The organism is Gelatiniphilus marinus (genome assembly GCF_042684345.1).
Taxonomy (GTDB): domain Bacteria; phylum Bacteroidota; class Bacteroidia; order Flavobacteriales; family Flavobacteriaceae; genus Gelatiniphilus; species Gelatiniphilus marinus.
In genome coordinates this window covers 691,434-707,523 of record NZ_JBHULK010000001.1, presented here as the reverse complement: position 1 = coordinate 707,523, position 16,090 = coordinate 691,434, and the positions used below count along the sequence as shown (strand labels likewise).

At 34.8% G+C, this 16,090-nt stretch carries 15 protein-coding genes; 11 read left to right on the top strand and 4 right to left on the bottom strand.

Features of this window, described 5'->3' with window-relative positions:
* Positions 1-29: 29 nt before the first annotated feature.
* Positions 30-1,088: a 3-isopropylmalate dehydrogenase gene (leuB, locus tag ACFSQS_RS03015; RefSeq protein ID WP_388013883.1), complete on the top strand. Its 1,059-nt coding sequence runs from the start codon at positions 30-32 to the stop codon at positions 1,086-1,088.
* Positions 1,089-1,184: 96 nt separating this feature from the next.
* On the opposite strand, the gene ACFSQS_RS03010 is transcribed toward leuB, so the two are convergent.
* The 4 genes from ACFSQS_RS03010 to ACFSQS_RS02995 form a co-directional block, all read right to left on the bottom strand.
* Complete coding sequence (locus tag ACFSQS_RS03010; RefSeq protein WP_388013880.1) at positions 1,185-3,482, bottom strand: hypothetical protein; 2,298 nt, start codon at positions 3,480-3,482, stop codon at positions 1,185-1,187.
* Between the two features lie 374 nt (positions 3,483-3,856).
* Positions 3,857-5,110, bottom strand: a complete 1,254-nt coding sequence (locus ACFSQS_RS03005; RefSeq protein ID WP_388013877.1) for a mechanosensitive ion channel family protein — start codon at positions 5,108-5,110, stop codon at positions 3,857-3,859.
* Positions 5,111-5,401 carry a DUF3817 domain-containing protein gene (locus tag ACFSQS_RS03000; RefSeq protein ID WP_388013874.1) on the bottom strand — a complete coding sequence of 97 codons (291 nt, stop codon included), beginning with the start codon at positions 5,399-5,401 and terminating at the stop codon, positions 5,111-5,113.
* A 65-nt stretch (positions 5,402-5,466) separates the two neighbouring features.
* Positions 5,467-6,090 carry a YqaA family protein gene (locus ACFSQS_RS02995; RefSeq protein ID WP_388013871.1) on the bottom strand — a complete coding sequence of 208 codons (624 nt, stop codon included), beginning with the start codon at positions 6,088-6,090 and terminating at the stop codon, positions 5,467-5,469.
* A 1,454-nt stretch (positions 6,091-7,544) separates the two neighbouring features.
* Here ACFSQS_RS02995 and ACFSQS_RS02990 point away from each other — a divergent pair.
* From ACFSQS_RS02990 to ACFSQS_RS02945, 10 genes are all read left to right on the top strand, one after another.
* The gene (locus tag ACFSQS_RS02990) at positions 7,545-8,159 is read left to right on the top strand and encodes a TetR/AcrR family transcriptional regulator (protein WP_388013868.1); all 615 of its coding nucleotides are present in this window, start codon (positions 7,545-7,547) and stop codon (positions 8,157-8,159) included.
* 1 nt (position 8,160) lies between these two features.
* The gene (locus ACFSQS_RS02985) at positions 8,161-9,411 is read left to right on the top strand and encodes a TolC family protein (RefSeq protein ID WP_388013865.1); all 1,251 of its coding nucleotides are present in this window, start codon (positions 8,161-8,163) and stop codon (positions 9,409-9,411) included.
* Between the two features lie 10 nt (positions 9,412-9,421).
* Positions 9,422-10,330, top strand: coding sequence for an HlyD family secretion protein (locus ACFSQS_RS02980; RefSeq protein ID WP_388013862.1), 909 nt, complete (start codon positions 9,422-9,424; stop codon positions 10,328-10,330).
* Between the two features lie 11 nt (positions 10,331-10,341).
* Positions 10,342-10,830, top strand: coding sequence for a hypothetical protein (locus ACFSQS_RS02975; protein ID WP_388013859.1), 489 nt, complete (start codon positions 10,342-10,344; stop codon positions 10,828-10,830).
* Complete coding sequence (locus ACFSQS_RS02970) at positions 10,831-11,733, top strand: ABC transporter ATP-binding protein (RefSeq protein WP_388013856.1); 903 nt, start codon at positions 10,831-10,833, stop codon at positions 11,731-11,733.
* 103 nt (positions 11,734-11,836) lie between these two features.
* On the top strand, positions 11,837-12,595 hold the full coding sequence (locus tag ACFSQS_RS02965) for an ABC transporter ATP-binding protein (protein ID WP_388013853.1): 759 nt from the start codon (positions 11,837-11,839) through the stop codon (positions 12,593-12,595).
* 100 nt (positions 12,596-12,695) lie between these two features.
* Positions 12,696-13,802 carry an ABC transporter permease gene (locus ACFSQS_RS02960; RefSeq protein ID WP_388013850.1) on the top strand — a complete coding sequence of 369 codons (1,107 nt, stop codon included), beginning with the start codon at positions 12,696-12,698 and terminating at the stop codon, positions 13,800-13,802.
* Complete coding sequence (locus ACFSQS_RS02955; protein ID WP_388013847.1) at positions 13,802-14,923, top strand: ABC transporter permease; 1,122 nt, start codon at positions 13,802-13,804, stop codon at positions 14,921-14,923. Before ACFSQS_RS02960 ends, ACFSQS_RS02955 begins: the two co-directional genes overlap by 1 nt.
* Positions 14,924-14,933: 10 nt before the next feature.
* On the top strand, positions 14,934-15,698 hold the full coding sequence (locus tag ACFSQS_RS02950; protein WP_388013844.1) for an LOG family protein: 765 nt from the start codon (positions 14,934-14,936) through the stop codon (positions 15,696-15,698).
* Complete coding sequence (locus ACFSQS_RS02945) at positions 15,688-16,089, top strand: hypothetical protein (RefSeq protein WP_388013841.1); 402 nt, start codon at positions 15,688-15,690, stop codon at positions 16,087-16,089. The genes ACFSQS_RS02950 and ACFSQS_RS02945 overlap by 11 nt, the downstream gene beginning before the upstream one ends.
* Position 16,090 lies beyond the last annotated feature (1 nt).

The window sequence follows — 16,090 nt, the reverse complement described above, 5'->3', positions numbered from 1 at the left end:
TAGAATTTTAAAATATAAAATAAACAACAATGAAATTTAACATTGCCCTTTTAGCCGGAGACGGCATTGGACCAGAGGTTATAGACCAAGCCGTAAAAGTTAGCGACGCGGTTGCCAAAAAATTTGGACACGAAATTACATGGAAACCGGCCTTAACCGGTGCCGCGGCCATTGATGCTGTTGGTGAGCCTTATCCGGATGAAACGCATGCTATTTGTGCGGCATCGGATGCGGTTTTGTTTGGTGCTATTGGCCACCCGAAATACGATAACGACCCCAGTGCGCCTGTGCGACCGGAACAGGGTTTATTAAAAATGCGCAAAAAATTAGGCTTGTTTGCCAATGTGCGACCAACGTTTACATTTCCGTCGTTATTAGATAAATCGCCATTGAAAAAAGAGCGTATTGAAGGTACCGATTTGGTGTTTTTGCGTGAGCTTACCGGTGGCATTTACTTTGGGGAAAAGGGGAGAAGAGACAACGGTGAAACGGCTTTTGACAACTGTGTTTACACGCGCGAAGAGGTACAGCGTTTAGCAAAAAAAGGTTTTGAATTGGCAATGGCGCGTTCTAAAAAATTATGTTGTGTGGATAAAGCTAACGTTTTAGAAACCTCGCGTTTATGGCGAGAAACAGTACAAGCGATGGAAAAAGATTATCCGGAAGTGGAAGTGAGTTACGAGTTTGTTGATGCCGTAGCGATGCGTTTGGTACAATGGCCAAATAGCTACGATGTGCTGATTACCGAAAACTTATTTGGTGATATTTTAACGGATGAAGCTTCGGTAATTTCGGGCTCGATGGGCTTAATGCCATCGGCGTCTATGGGTGCTAATATTGCTTTGTTCGAGCCTATTCACGGGTCGTACCCACAGGCAACGGGACTGAATATTGCTAACCCTATGGCTACGGTTTTATCGGCTGCCATGATGTTTGAAACCGCGTTTAATTTACCCGAAGAAGGTAAAGCTATTAGAGATGCCGTAAATAAAGCTTTGGCTGAAGGTATGGTTACAGAGGATTTAGCAGACGGTGGAAAAGCTTACGGCACTAAAGAAGTAGGAGATTGGTTGGCTGCAAATATATAGAAGAATATTTTAAATGAAATTGATAAAAAGCCCGTAAAAGAATGCGTTACGGGCTTTATTGGTTTTAAGACTTAGCGTTTACAATACGCTCGGTATTTAAGGCTCTAAGGCAAATGCCGCACTTTTACCAGCATCGCGTTTTACCCGTGAGTGGCCATCTGTTGCCATGGTAAGCACCCTTAAATTTTGCCCAAAAGCAGCTTTTCCCTCACCATTGTCATAACACTCGCCAAGCAATTCGGCTGGTGTAAAATGCTTGCTATAAATGCCGCTGCTCAATGTATAGCCAGAGGCACTGTCTATAACCATACCTTGGGCATTTGCAGTAGGCACACCGCCACAGGTGCCTTTTACAACTCCAAAGCTAAACACTGCAAAATTATTGGGGTGGGTTGCTTCAAAAGTAATTTCGAGGTCGGCTTCCACACCTTCTGGTTTATAATTTACAAAACCACAGCAATCCAACGAAGCTGGTGTACCGTTAACATTGATTGTAAATATATCGGCATCACAGCTTTCATTATCAAATCGCATTAAGATGTTGAAGGCATCTGCAGTCCCTACTCCCGTTGCTGTACCTGTGGGATCCTCAAGTAGTGCATCGGGGGCATTTTCACTAAAGCCAGCATTACTGTATTGAGGCACCTTAAATGTTGATCTGGAAATATTGCTGAGCAGATTTCCGGATTGATCAAATAATTCCAATTTTAATTCATATAAACCATCACCGCCCTCAAATTTTGTTGAATCGAACTTTATGGTATTCATATTGTACGTTTGTTCATGCCATAGCGGGTTTGACTCAGCGACGTTAAATGGTGCCTCGTCGGGTTGCTGCGGAGGGATTATGTACAAATTGTCGTTGCCGCCAACACTAAAAGGACCGAGTTTTACACTATTGGCACCAATTTGGGTATCGTTATTGGAATCCTGATACTCGAAATCGTATCCTTTATTTACTGCACCATTGATTGGTTCAAGTGGTTTATAGGAATCTCCAACATCCACCAAATCGACATCAGCAACCTGCCTATAGCTCCATCTATAATAATAAATACTGCTATTTGGAAGGTCGCTTCCGAAGCCCATATAAATAGAGGGGCTTCCTCCAAAGGGGCGTTTATAATCGCCTACTACCGTTGTTATGGGCCAAACATCTCCATTGGCCGAGGCATCGGTTAAACCAATGCGGTTGTAAGGCACTGTTTGCGTAGGTGGCGCCTGTAGATAACTGTTTTGGTTAATATGCGACACACTCGTGCTTTTGCTAATCGTTCTAATAAAAACCAATTCGCCACCAATGGGGCAATCGCAACAACATTCTCCAGTCACCCTTGGGTCTGTGATATGGATATTAATATCTGTTCCGCACTTATAATTCCAATGGGTATTGCAGGGGATTGGTGGTCTGTAAACGGTGGTCCATTCGCCGTTGATAAAATATTCTACCCAAATGTAAATGTCTGGTTTATCACCAAAACAATTGTAGGTTATGCTTGCATCAAAACGTCCGTGAGCATTAGTTTTAACTACGGCCAGTTCTTTGCAACGGTAGAAATAACGCCACCACCAGGGCCACAAACAAAACCATGGATGGAATAAACTATAATTTTCTATGATGGTTTCTCGGATAATATTAGCATTGCCAGTTTTTAGTTTTTGTTTAATGGCATCGCCTATATCGGGTAATTTGGACGAGATTTGTTTGCGTTTGCTTTCAACAGATGTCGTATCGAATAGATTGATAGGTTTGGGTTGTGGTTGGGGCAAATTTGGTGATGTCTGAAATCTGTAGGGCGGAGGATCGGGAAAAGGTATCGGGATTTTTTTTATTCTTTCCGGTTTTAAAATGGCATCGGGTATTTTAGTGATAATGTAATCTGGCACTTTTTTAATCCAATAGAAAATGCTATCGATTTCGCAAATATGTACACGGGCTCGACACACAGGTTTATCTTCCCAAACATTGCCACCGTTGAACCATTTTGATATTTTACCGGTTACACGGCATTTACAGTAAAGCCAATATCTCGAAAATGCATCTGGTATGGGTTTTATGGAAACATTGCCTTTATTGTTGGTTACTAAAATGGGTTCGTAGGCTTTATAAGTTTCCAGTTCTTTATGGCTGGAAATCTTTAATGCACGTTTATCTGCTGCAGGGGCGATGAACAAACGGAGATCGTCTATTCTCGTGCTGTTTTGCAATGCTCTAGGTTTTTGCATGTTTTTCAGACTGAACTGCAATTCGTTGTTTCTAACAGGTTGCCTTTGTAAGAGCCTGCCTTTACAGTTAAAAAGAAACCCGATAAGGTCTATTTTTTCTTGAGGTTCTTGTTCATAACTCACTTGAATCCTGAACTTTAAATTCTGATTTTTTGGGTTTTGTTCCATGACTTATTTTTTTAGATTTGTTGCTTACTCTCTTTTTATATTCGGATTTTCGGCTTACTCCATGGTATTTTTTTCATTTTTATAATTGAAAAAAGAGCTATAAATAAGTATTAAAAAGGGAGTTTTCAGCATTAAAAAATCCTGTGATAATCAATACTTAAAGGGAGAGTAGTAAATACTGTTAATTATAGACTTATAATGATTATCGAGAGTCTTCAATGAAGAAGAAATAGACATGACAATATAGGGCATATTACCATGCAAAGCAATCCCTATTTATAGGGGTTTTTAAGTTAATTGACTTATAGTCAGTAAGTTGCTTTTGAAGAACACCTGTGTTGGTATTGGCAAAACCAGACAGAATTTTATTGGTTTTAAAGTGGATCCTTAAACATAATATTACTGGGCAATTCGAAAATCTCGAGATCGAAATAGGGTAGTGCAGCAATAAGGTGGTCGAAAATATCGGCCATAATGTACTCGTAATTTTCCCAACGTTTATCGTTACTAAAAGCATAAAGTTGTAGTGGTATGCCTTGAGGTGTTGGCTCTAATTGGCGTACCATAATCATCATCTCCTTATTAATGGCCGAATGTTGCTTTATATATGCATCTATATATTTTCTGAAAACCCCAAAATTGGTTAGGTTTCTGCCATTTATTAATAGGGATTTATTAGCATTGGTATGCACGTTATGAGCTTCGATATCTTGTTGTCTTTTTTCTAAATAAGCGGTAATTAATTGGATGTCTTTAAGTTTTTCAACAGCCTCTTTGGTTAAATATGTTATGCTGTTTTGTTTAATTAATAAGGCTCTCATAATTCGTCTTCCGCCAGAATCGGTCATTCCGCGCCAGTTTTTAAACGAATCGGAAATAAGGGCATAGGTAGGAATTGTAGTAATGGTGTTGTCGAAATTCTGGACTTTAACGGTTGCTAAGGTTATTTCGGTTACATAGCCGTTGGCACCATATTTCTCGAATGTAATCCAATCGCCAATACGTACCATATCGTTTATAGAGACTTGAATACTAGCAACAAAACCTAAAATAGTGTCTTTAAAGACCAGTATAATAACTGCCGATATTGCACCTAAACCAGTTAAAAAATCGATAAAATCAATTTTAGAAACAATAGCTATTGCCGACATAATACCAGCTAACCAAGCAAAAATCATGAATACCTGTATATAGCTATCAATTGGCTTGTCCTTTAATCGCGGTAAGGTTTTTAGGTAATCCTTTAAGGTGTTTAGTATGCTTCTTACAATCCAAAGTATTAAAATAATGGCGAAGACTTCTAAACTTTTTTTGATTAAGTTTTCAAACGTAGGAAAATCAAAAAATACTACGGGTACAAATTCTATAACAATTAATAAGGGTATTATATGTGCGATATTTCGTGGTGCTTTGTTAGCCACTAGAATATCATCAAATTTTGTTTTGGATTTAGTTGCAAATTTCGAAAAGGTACCTCTAAGTAATTTTCTAATAACATAATCGATTACAGAAACCACTATTAACAAAACGATTAATAGGGCCAGCATGTTTAGGTATTTGGCAACGGTTTCGGTTGTTCCGAGGGCGATTAAATAATCGTAAACAATTTGCTTTAGGCTGGTATCCATTTAGTTTACAGGTTTTATATAGTTTTTATCGATATAGAATGTCCCGAACGGAACCACGGAAGCTAAAAGCACAAACGCAAATTGTTTGTTGTTCCAGGAAAAATCTTTTTTAAAAACAAAAGCCAAGGCAATGTAAGCGATAAATAAAATGCCGTGTGGCATGCCTAAGAGTTTAACATATTGTGGGTCGTTAGCTAAATACTTAATAGGCGTAGCTATAAACAGCAGTAAGATGTATGAAATGCCTTCTAAAAAAGCAACAATTCTGAATATATTAACGAAAGAAAACATGCTCATTTAATTTTAGGTAAAAATAACATAGAAAAGTTATTTAAACTGTAATGTATAAAAGTAAATTATAATGCGTTGAAAATTATGAGACCGTAAATTGCGAAACGCAACAAACGCAGTGAGCCATAAAGTACCACATTTTTAAAAGGGAACTTTATAATGCCAGCGGCGATACAAGATACAGAAAAAGGTAAGGGTAACAAGGCGCCAACAATTATTAAAAAGCCGCCCCATTTTTTTGAGTTTTTTAATTGTTTTTCCATTTTAACCTCAAGGTAATTATGTACCGATGGTATTTTGGTAATGGTTCTGCCCATCCAATAAGATAAAAGGCCGCCACAGTAAGACAAAATAGCTAGTAGGCTTAAATAAAACCAAGGGCTGTACATTTTACCCGCCCAAGCAATAAACACTTCTGGAGGGATCAAACCTAAAAGGGTTTCTGATACAAAGAAAAAAGACAATACTCCAAAAACAGGGAGTATTTCGGTAAGGCGTGTTAGCGCCTCATTGATATTAAAAAAATGATTGATTGTATATACAGCAATAACCAGCGCAATAATATAGGGCAATGCTTTTTTTACAGCTTGCCAAACAAAAGTGTAAAACCCAGTATAAGTATAATACTGATGCAATAACTTAAGCCTTGATTTACCAACCTTGGATTTTTGCTTAGATTTTATTTTCATTTTTTATGAACCGATAAACTAAATAGGATGCAAATATACAGTATGAATTTTTGTTATAAAATTTTTTTTTGCTAATAGCTTGTTAATTAATGGTTATAAATGAGTAAGGTTAGGTTTAAACATTTCTATTTTACATAATATAAATTATAGTACAAATGTAACAAATTACTGTATACGTAGTATTTTACATAATTGCAGTTCTAGAGCTTTAGCTGTATAACGATAGTAATTATGTAAAAAGTAATTTGCGCCATAGCATAATCCAACTGTAACTATAATGATACCATGTAAAATAGAACTTCTCGCTAAATTGAAAATTCTGTACAATTATCAAGAATTTTATTTTTAAGCGATTCTCAGCGATTAGCATTTGAAGAATTAAAATGTAACTTTAATTTGAGGTTATGTAAAATATCCGCTGCCAACGCTTATTGTTTATATAAATACAAATTGCTGATTGCAATTTATTTATAACTCAATTTCCAGCTGTTTGCCAGCGCATTTAAAAAGCTAGTTTTTGATTGTTATATTTGTACGTCATATTTTTTTTCTACGCGATTCTCGTAAAGTTGCCACAAGAGCTTAAATTTTAAAAAAATAAAATTCTAAGTACTTATTTTATTCTCGCTACTATTTAAACTTTTTTATCTGGAACTATTAATATTATGTAAAATAGAATTTAAAGCTTTGAACTTCTAAAGGTTTTATTTAATATCTTTTGTCTTGAAACAAAAGAAACAAAAATTCAAGGCTGCATATAATTTTGAAACAATTAACGGCTCATTCGCTATATTTTAGGAAACATCGGAACTCATTAACATTGCTTGGAAACCCTATGTATAATTGAACCTCTTAAGAAACGGTAGTACTAAACCCCTAAAATATGGACGCTCATTTCTCCTATTGTTTTGACCAAAATTTTATGAGGCCGAGTTAAACATCGAGATTCTATTTTACATAATTTATTATTGTATATTTATTCAAAAGCATCAAATAATTTATCCTTTACATTATAAAAGCTAACTATATTGAAAGGTAAATCATCTTTTTTTAAGAATCTTGAAACTAATTGTTTAGAAGTTAAAATAACAGGTAGAACATCATATTCATTAATGGTGTTTTAAAAAATTGATTCTCAATCAATTCTTTAAAATAGTGTCTTGAAATACTATTTAGCAAAAGCTAAATACCTAAAACAAAAAATCAAGACTGCATAAACTTTTGGAAACAATTAACGGCTCATTTGCTATATTTTAGACTATTTAGCGTTAAGAAAATCTACAGTGTACATTTTTAGCTAAATACCATTTGAAGTTATATTTCATTCGAATCATCTACTGGATAATTCTCTCGAAATAGCCTATTGTTTTAGCCAAAATTTTATGAGATCAATATCAGGCTTTCAATATTATTAATTATATTTGTTAACCAAATGGTTAAACTATATAGTTAAAATGGCAAAAACAAAAGACGAAAATACCGAAGAGCAAATTTTAGATGCGGCAAAAAATGTATTTCAAACCAAAGGTATGGATGGTGCACGTATGCAGGAAATAGCAGATAAAGCAGGCATTAACAAAGCTATGCTTCATTATTATTACAGGAGTAAGCAATTACTTTTTGAAGCGGTTTTTAAAAATGCCTTCGCTCTATTAGCACCGCAGTTAAATGCTATTTTAAATGACGACTCATCTATTGAAGAGAAGATTAAAAACTTTACATCAAACTACATTTCATTCATCATTAAACATCCATATTTGCCGAATTTCATCATTCAAGAGCTTAATAGGAATCAAGATTTTATTCTAAAGCTCAAAGAAAATAAAGGCTTTCCAAATCTTAAAAAATTCCAGAAACAGGTAGATGATGAAGTTAATAAAGGCATCATAAAACCTATAAGTGCTGAACACTTATTTATTAATATCATAGCACTTAATATTTTTCCATTTATCGCAAAACCACTAATCATGGCTTTTACCAACTCTGACAATCAAACCTACAAGCAACTTATGGAAGACCGCAAAACCGAAGTCGCCAATTTTATTATAAATTCTATAAAGAACGCATAACATGAAACGCTTAATACTCATTTTTATAAGCATAGCAACATTTTCAGGTTATGCGCAAAAACATATCACATTGGAAGAATGTTATAGTTTGGTCACTCAAAATTACCCTTTGGCTAAGCAGTCACAACTATTAGAAACACAGTATCAACTAGATGCTGAAGCTATCAATACTACAAAATTGCCACAATTTAGTTTAGATGCCCAAGCTACCTACCAATCTGATGTTATAGAAGTTCCAATTCCAAATACTACCATCCAACCTTTAGACCAAGACCAATATCGCGCCACATTATCGGCAAACCAATTGATTTATAATGGAGGACTAACAGATGCGTCTTTAAAAGTAAAATCAGCACAACTAAAAACCAAACAAAAACAGATTGAAGTTAGCTTATATCAACTAAAACAACAAATCAACCAACTGTATTTCTCTATTTTACTGGCTCAAGAATCCGAGTTGTTATTAAAAGCCAAACAAGCACAATTGGAAGCTAAGCTTAAAGAGGTGGTTTCTGGCATTAAATACGGTGTTATTTTACCGTCTTCAGATAAAGTTTTGGAAGCCGAATTATTAAAAATTAGCCAACAGTTTCAAGAGTTAGAAAGTAATAAAATAGCTCTCATTGAAACGCTTTCAAGCTTAATCAAAAAGCCATTAGACGCTTCCACCCTATTTCAAAATCCACTCGTACAAACCCAGTTTCAGCATGATTTAAACAGACCCGAATTGGAATTGTTTCAACTTAAAAAAGAGGAGATAGCACATTCAGAATCATTAATCTCAAAACAAAACGCACCAAAACTACTCGGTTTTGCAACAGGTGGTTATGGCAATCCTGGATTGAATATGCTAGATAATTCCTTTCAAGCCTTTTATACTGTCGGTATTAAATTAAATTGGAATGTTTTTGACTGGAATTCTAAAAACAAGCAACGAGAATCGTTAGCCATCAATAAAGATATTATAGATACCGAAACCGAAGCGTTTAAGCTCAATACCAGCATTGAACTCAACAAACAGCAAAAAGAAATAGAGAAAATAGAAGGTATTATAGCATCAGATGAAGCGATCATTAATCTCAGAAAAGAAGTGTTACAAACCGCAGATTCGCAACTCAAAAATGGTGTGATTACATCTTCGGCTTACATCACAGAATTGACCAATTTATATGAAGACGAAAGCACCTTAGTAAGGCATAAAATCCAGTTACAACTCGCAAAAGCAAATTATAATATCATTAAAGGACAATAACTATTTAGAAATGAAAAAATACAACTATATACTAGTAATAAGCATGATAACCACTACCCTGTTTTCCTGTGGAAATGGTGATGATAAAGCAGATGGTTATGGCAATTTTGAAGCAACAGAAATAACAATTTCGGCTGAAAATAACGGAAAGTTAATGCAGTTTAATGTTAATGAAGGTGATATCCTTAAAAAAGACCAGTTTATAGGTTATATCGACACCATACCGTTGGCATTAAAACGTGAACAACTACAGGTTTCTAAAGCTGTAATTAGCTCAAGATCTAGAGGTGTTTTGTCGCAGATATCTGTTTTAAATGCAAAATTAAAAACAGCCAACACCAACAAAACCAGAGTTGAAAATTTAATCAAGGATCAAGCTGGAACACAAAAACAATTGGATGATATTGAAGGTGAAATAGATGTGATTAAGAACCAAATAAGAAGCGTGGAAATACAAAATGCACCAGTGGTTAATGAATTGAAATCTATCGATGTGCAACTAAAGCAAATTGATGACCAAATTCAGAAAAGTAAAATCATAAATCCTTTTAACGGAACAGTTTTAACCAAATATGCCGAACCTAACGAAATTACAGTTTTTGGTAAACCACTCTATAAAATAGCCGATTTAAATACCATGCAATTGCGTGTGTATGTAAGTGAAACCCAATTGGGGAATATAAAAATTGGTCAAGAGGTCTCTGTAAAGATTGATGATGCAGACACTATGAAATCTTATAAAGGGATGATTAGTTGGATTGCATCAGAAGCCGAATTCACGCCAAAAATTATTCAAACCAAAGAAGAGCGCGTCGCCTTAGTATATGCTGTAAAAATTGATGTTGCCAACGATGGTAGCTTAAAAATAGGCATGCCAGCAGAATTATGGTTAAACAACGCATACAATAATAATCAATAACAACTCAAACAATGAAACATGTAATTTTCACATTAAGCCTATTGGCATTAGTAAGCTGCAAAGACAGTAAAAATCAGGACACAAAAACAGAAACAATTGAGCATTCTGATGACACCAAAAACGATCATCAAAATCATGAAACTTCAAATGTTTATGCAAATGCTTGGATTAACGAAATTCAAAATGATAATGGTGTCAAATGGCAAGCGGATACACCTACAAATGAAGGGGTTCAACAACTACAAAACACTATCAACACACAATCGGCAAGCACATTAGACGACTATCACAAGTTAGCCAAAAAACTAAATGATCAGAAAAATTTTGTAGTAAAAAATTGTACAATGGAAGGGCCTTCTCATGATAATCTACACATTTGGCTACATCCATTAATCGAAAAAATTGATGCCCTTTTAAAAGCGGAAACAGTTGAGGATGCTTCAAAAATTACAGCTAGTATTAAAGAAAACATCAATGCCTATTCAGAATATTTCGAATAAATGGGAATTTCTGTAAACCATATTAGCAAATCATATAAAAATGTAAAAGCCTTACAAGACATCTCTTTTGAAGTAAAAAAAGGCGAACTTTTTGGCCTCATAGGTCCTGATGGTGCTGGTAAAACAACACTATTCAGGATTTTGACCACACTTTTATTTGCAGATGAAGGCACAGCAACCGTTGCTGGTTTTGATGTCGTTGCAAATTACAAAAGCATTAGAAACAGTGTTGGTTACATGCCTGGGAAATTTTCACTTTATCAAGATTTAACCGTTGAAGAAAATCTGGATTTTTTCGCTACCATATTTGGAACAACCGTTGAAGAAAACTACGATTTAATAAAAGATATCTATGTGCAAATAGAACCGTTTAAAGGTCGTCGCGCTGGGAAATTATCTGGTGGTATGAAACAAAAACTCGCATTGAGCTGTGCCTTGATTCATAAACCAAAAGTGCTGTTTTTAGATGAGCCTACTACAGGCGTTGATCCCGTGTCACGAAAGGAATTTTGGGAAATGCTAAAACGCTTGCAACAAAAAGGCATTACCATTTTGGTATCCACACCTTATATGGACGAAGCGGCTTTATGCGATAGAATTGCACTGATTCAAGATGGAAAAATTTTAGAAATAGACACGCCTGAAGCGATTGTAAAACATTATCCGAAACCAATTTATAACGTTCGTGCTAATAATATGTATCAACTCATCAATAGCTTAAATGCCTATGAACACAACCATAGCGTGTATCCTTTTGGCGAGTTTGTGCATTATACAGATAATAGAACAGACTTTAATCCAGACCATTTAAAAGCATACTTAGAAAGCAAAAACTTATCAAACATACACATTGAAAAAACAATAGCCACTATTGAAGACACCTTTATGGAATTGGCAAAATAACAAGCATGTCCCTTCGAGTGATTTTCGATAGAAAATTGTATCGAGAAGTTCTCGATACTTCGGCTTAAGCCTCAACTCGAACTGACAAAACAGCAATAAAGAAATGATCAACAAAGTCATACAAGTAGAAGGATTAACCAAAATGTTTGGTGATTTTACAGCAGTAAACGCCATCACTTTTGATGTTGAAAGAGGCGAGATATTTGGTTTTTTAGGTGCAAATGGAGCAGGAAAAACCACAGCTATGAAAATGCTTATTGGCATTTCAAACCCTACTTCTGGCAATGCCAATGTCGCTGGTTTTGATGTGTTTACCAATGCAGAAGACATTAAGAAGAATATTGGCTATATGAGTCAGAAATTCGCCTTGTATGACGATTTAACGGTTAGGGAAAACATTACGTTTTTTGGAGGTATTTATGGTTTATCCAGAAAACGCATTAAAGAAAAATCGGATGCTTTGATTGAAGAATTAGGCTTACAGAATGTTGCTAATAAATTGGTTGGTGCTTTACCATTGGGTTGGAAACAAAAACTATCCTTTTCGGTGTCCTTGATTCACGATCCCAAAATTGTGTTTTTAGATGAACCAACTGGTGGCGTCGACCCTATTACCAGACGTCAGTTTTGGGAATTGATTTACAAAGCAGCCAACCAAGGTACCACGGTTTTTGTAACCACGCATTATATGGACGAAGCAGAATATTGCGACAGGGTTTCTATTATGGTCAACGGAAAAATAGAAGCTTTAGATACTCCAAAAAAACTGAAAGAACAGTTTAAGGCTGAAAATATGAACGATGTGTTTTTAAAACTGGCAAGGAGCCCATCCCCAACCCTTCCCAAAGGGAAGGGAGTTTAAAATCGAACACCAATTTGAAATGCTTAAAGATGATGAAATTAAATATATTTAAAATGCGCACTGGGTTTTCCCCTTTTGGGGGAATTAAAAGGGGGCTGATATGAAACGTTTTATAGGCTTCATAAAAAAAGAATTCTACCATATTTTTAGAGATAGACGCTCGTTGTTTATTCTCTTTGGGATGCCGATAGCCCAAATTTTACTATTCGGATTCGCCATTACCAATGAAATCAATAATGTAGATATTGCCATTTTGGACCATTCTAAAGACGCCACCACAAAAGAAATCATCAATAAAATTTCAGCTTCAAAATATTTCAGTATCAAACAAATCATTGAAAAAGAAGCCGATATCGAATCGGTGTTTCAAAAAGGTCACGTAAAAGCCGTTTTAAACTTCGAGAATGATTTCAGTAAAAATCTGATTAAAGACAACAAAGCAACGGTTCAAATCATAACCGATGCCACAGATCCGAATACCGCAAATACTATTAGTAATTACGTTAATGCTATACTTCAACAATATCAAAAAGGTTTAAATAAAGATATTACCATAGTCTATCAAATCATTCCAGAAACACGCATGGTCTATAATCCGGAATTAAAAAGCGTGTATATGTTTGTTCCTGGTGTGATGACTATTATTTTGATGTTAGTTTCTGCTATGATGACTTCTATTTCTATCACAAGAGAAAAGGAATTAGGCACTATGGAAATCCTCTTGGTGTCACCATTAAAACCGTTTCAGGTAATTATAGGTAAAGTGTTTCCGTATATTTTTCTATCTATAATTAATGCAGTAGTCATTGTCTTATTAAGCATTTTTATTTTTAAAATGCCTGTTGAAGGAAGCTTATTTCTATTGGCTTTGGAGAGTATCTTGTTTATCATTTCAGCATTAGCATTAGGAATTTTAATCTCAACCATTTCAGCAACCCAACAAACCGCAATGATGATTTCATTAATGGGACTCATGCTACCTGTCATATTATTATCAGGTTTTATTTTCCCAATTTCAAGTATGCCATTACCATTGCAAATTATTAGTAATATCATTCCAGCAAAGTGGTTTATCATTATCATAAAAGGTGTTATGTTGAAAGGTGTTGGAATGCAATTTATATGGAAAGAAACTTTGATTTTATTAGGAATGACTGTGTTTTTTATTGCATTGAGTGTCAAGAAATATAAAATTAGACTGGAGTAATGAAAACAATCCTATACATCATCCAAAAAGAGTTTAAGCAAATCTTTAGAAATAAAGGGATGCTTCCTATCATTTTTGTGTTACCACTACTCCAACTCGTCATTTTATCCAATGCTGCGACATTTGAGGTCAAGAATATCAAATTTGGGCATATAGATAATGACCACACTTCAACTTCAAGAGCATTAGTTGAAAAATTTAACGCATCCACTTATTTTAATGTATTAACCGATTTTCCTTCGGAAGCATTAGCAAGTTCGGCCATGTTAAAAGGTGAAGTAGATGTTGTTTTAGAAATTCCACAATATTTTGAACGCGATCTTCAAAACGAAAAACACAATAGTTTAGGCGTGACTATTAATGCGATTGATGGTGCAGCTGCTGGTGTCATGAACGTTTATGTTTCACAAATTATTCAACGGTGTAATCAACAGTTAAAAGTCGATTTATTTCAAATTTCAGACAAACAAGTTCAACCAGTAAACATTGAAACAATTCCGCTTTTTTGGTACAACGAAACCTTAAATTATAAAACCTTTATGGTTCCAGGAATATTGGTTTTACTGGTAACTATGATTACTTTGTTCTTATCAGGAATGAATATTGTTAGAGAAAAAGAAATTGGCACCTTAGAGCAAATCAACGTGACACCAATTAAAAAAAGCCAGTTTATCATTGGGAAATTATTTCCCTTTTGGGTTTTAGGAATGGGCTTATTAACCATAGGTTTAATCATAGCCAAACTCATTTTTGATGTACCTATGGTTGGTAGTTTGCCACTTATGTATGTGTACACGTCCATCTATATTTTGGTGGTTTTAGGAATTGGCCTGTTTATTTCAAACTTTACAGACACACAACAACAAGCCATGTTTATCGCTTGGTTTTTTACAGTTATTTTTATTTTAATGAGTGGTTTGTTCACACCTATTGAAAGTATGCCAGAATGGGCTCAAATTATTACAGAATTCAACCCCATTAAATACTTTGTAGAAGTGATGCGTATGGTAATGTTGAAAGGTTCTGGCTTAATGGATATTCTTCCGCAGTTATTAAAAACCTTGCTATATGCACTTATTATGAATGGATTGGCTGTTTGGAGTTACAAGAAAACAAATTAATACATGACCTATGAAGACTGATAAAAAAATAAAACTATCTAGAGATGAATCCCTGTTTGTTCGAGGACCTCTATCCCGTTTTAAAGAATTATCCTTTGCCTTTAAAGTCTTTTTCAATTTCATAAAAGCCTTCCGGAAAATGCATTTTATTGGACCTTGTGTAACTGTTTTTGGTTCTGCTCGATTTACCAATGATTCTGAACATTATAAAAATGCTGAAAAAATTGGAGCTGCATTAGCAAAAACAGGATTTACAGTAATGACAGGTGGTGGACCAGGAATTATGGAAGCTGCCAATAAAGGTGCGTTTGAAGCAGGTGGAAACTCGGTTGGGTGCAATATTATTCTACCTTTTGAGCAAAAACCAAATCCGTATTTACACAAATGGATTGATATTCCATACTTCTTTTTACGTAAAGTTATTTTGGTGAAATATTCTTATGCTTTTGTTGTCATGCCTGGAGGCATTGGAACTTTAGACGAACTGTTTGAAGCCCTAACCTTAATTCAAACTAAGGTCATTAAAGATTTCCCAGTGGTGATTTTTGATTCGGTTTATCATAAAGAATTATGCGAACATATTCAGTTAATGGCTGAAAATGAAAGCATCAGTCCAGAAGATATGAAACTGCTTTTTGTAACCGATTCTGTTGAAGATGTAATCAAGCATATTGAAAAATATTCCATAAAAAAATTCGGTTTGGTTTCAAAACAGGACAAACCAAAATGGTGGCTTGGTGAATCGTCTAATAAATCGTTATCAAATGAAAAATAAAAAAATCATCAACGCGGTAAGTGCAACTATTTTAGCACTATTTGCATTACTCACTTTATTTTTAAGTAGTTCTGTAATATTCGATTGGTTTGGTATTAGAGCCAAAGAAGGAAACTATGTCCTGTTTATAGTTTGGGCAAATTTTATCTGTAGCATATTATATTTATTCGCTGCTTACGGTTTTTTAATAAGGACAAAGTGGACGTTTTGGATATTAATTATTGCCTTGAGTGTTTTAATTATTGCCTTTATTGCATTGCAATTTCATATCAGTAATGGTGGCATTTATGAAGAAAAAACGATTGGTGCTATGGTTTTTAGAATGTTAGTAACCTTGATATTTTCACTTCTAGCGTTTTATAATATTAACAAACAGCTTAAAAAACCCTAAA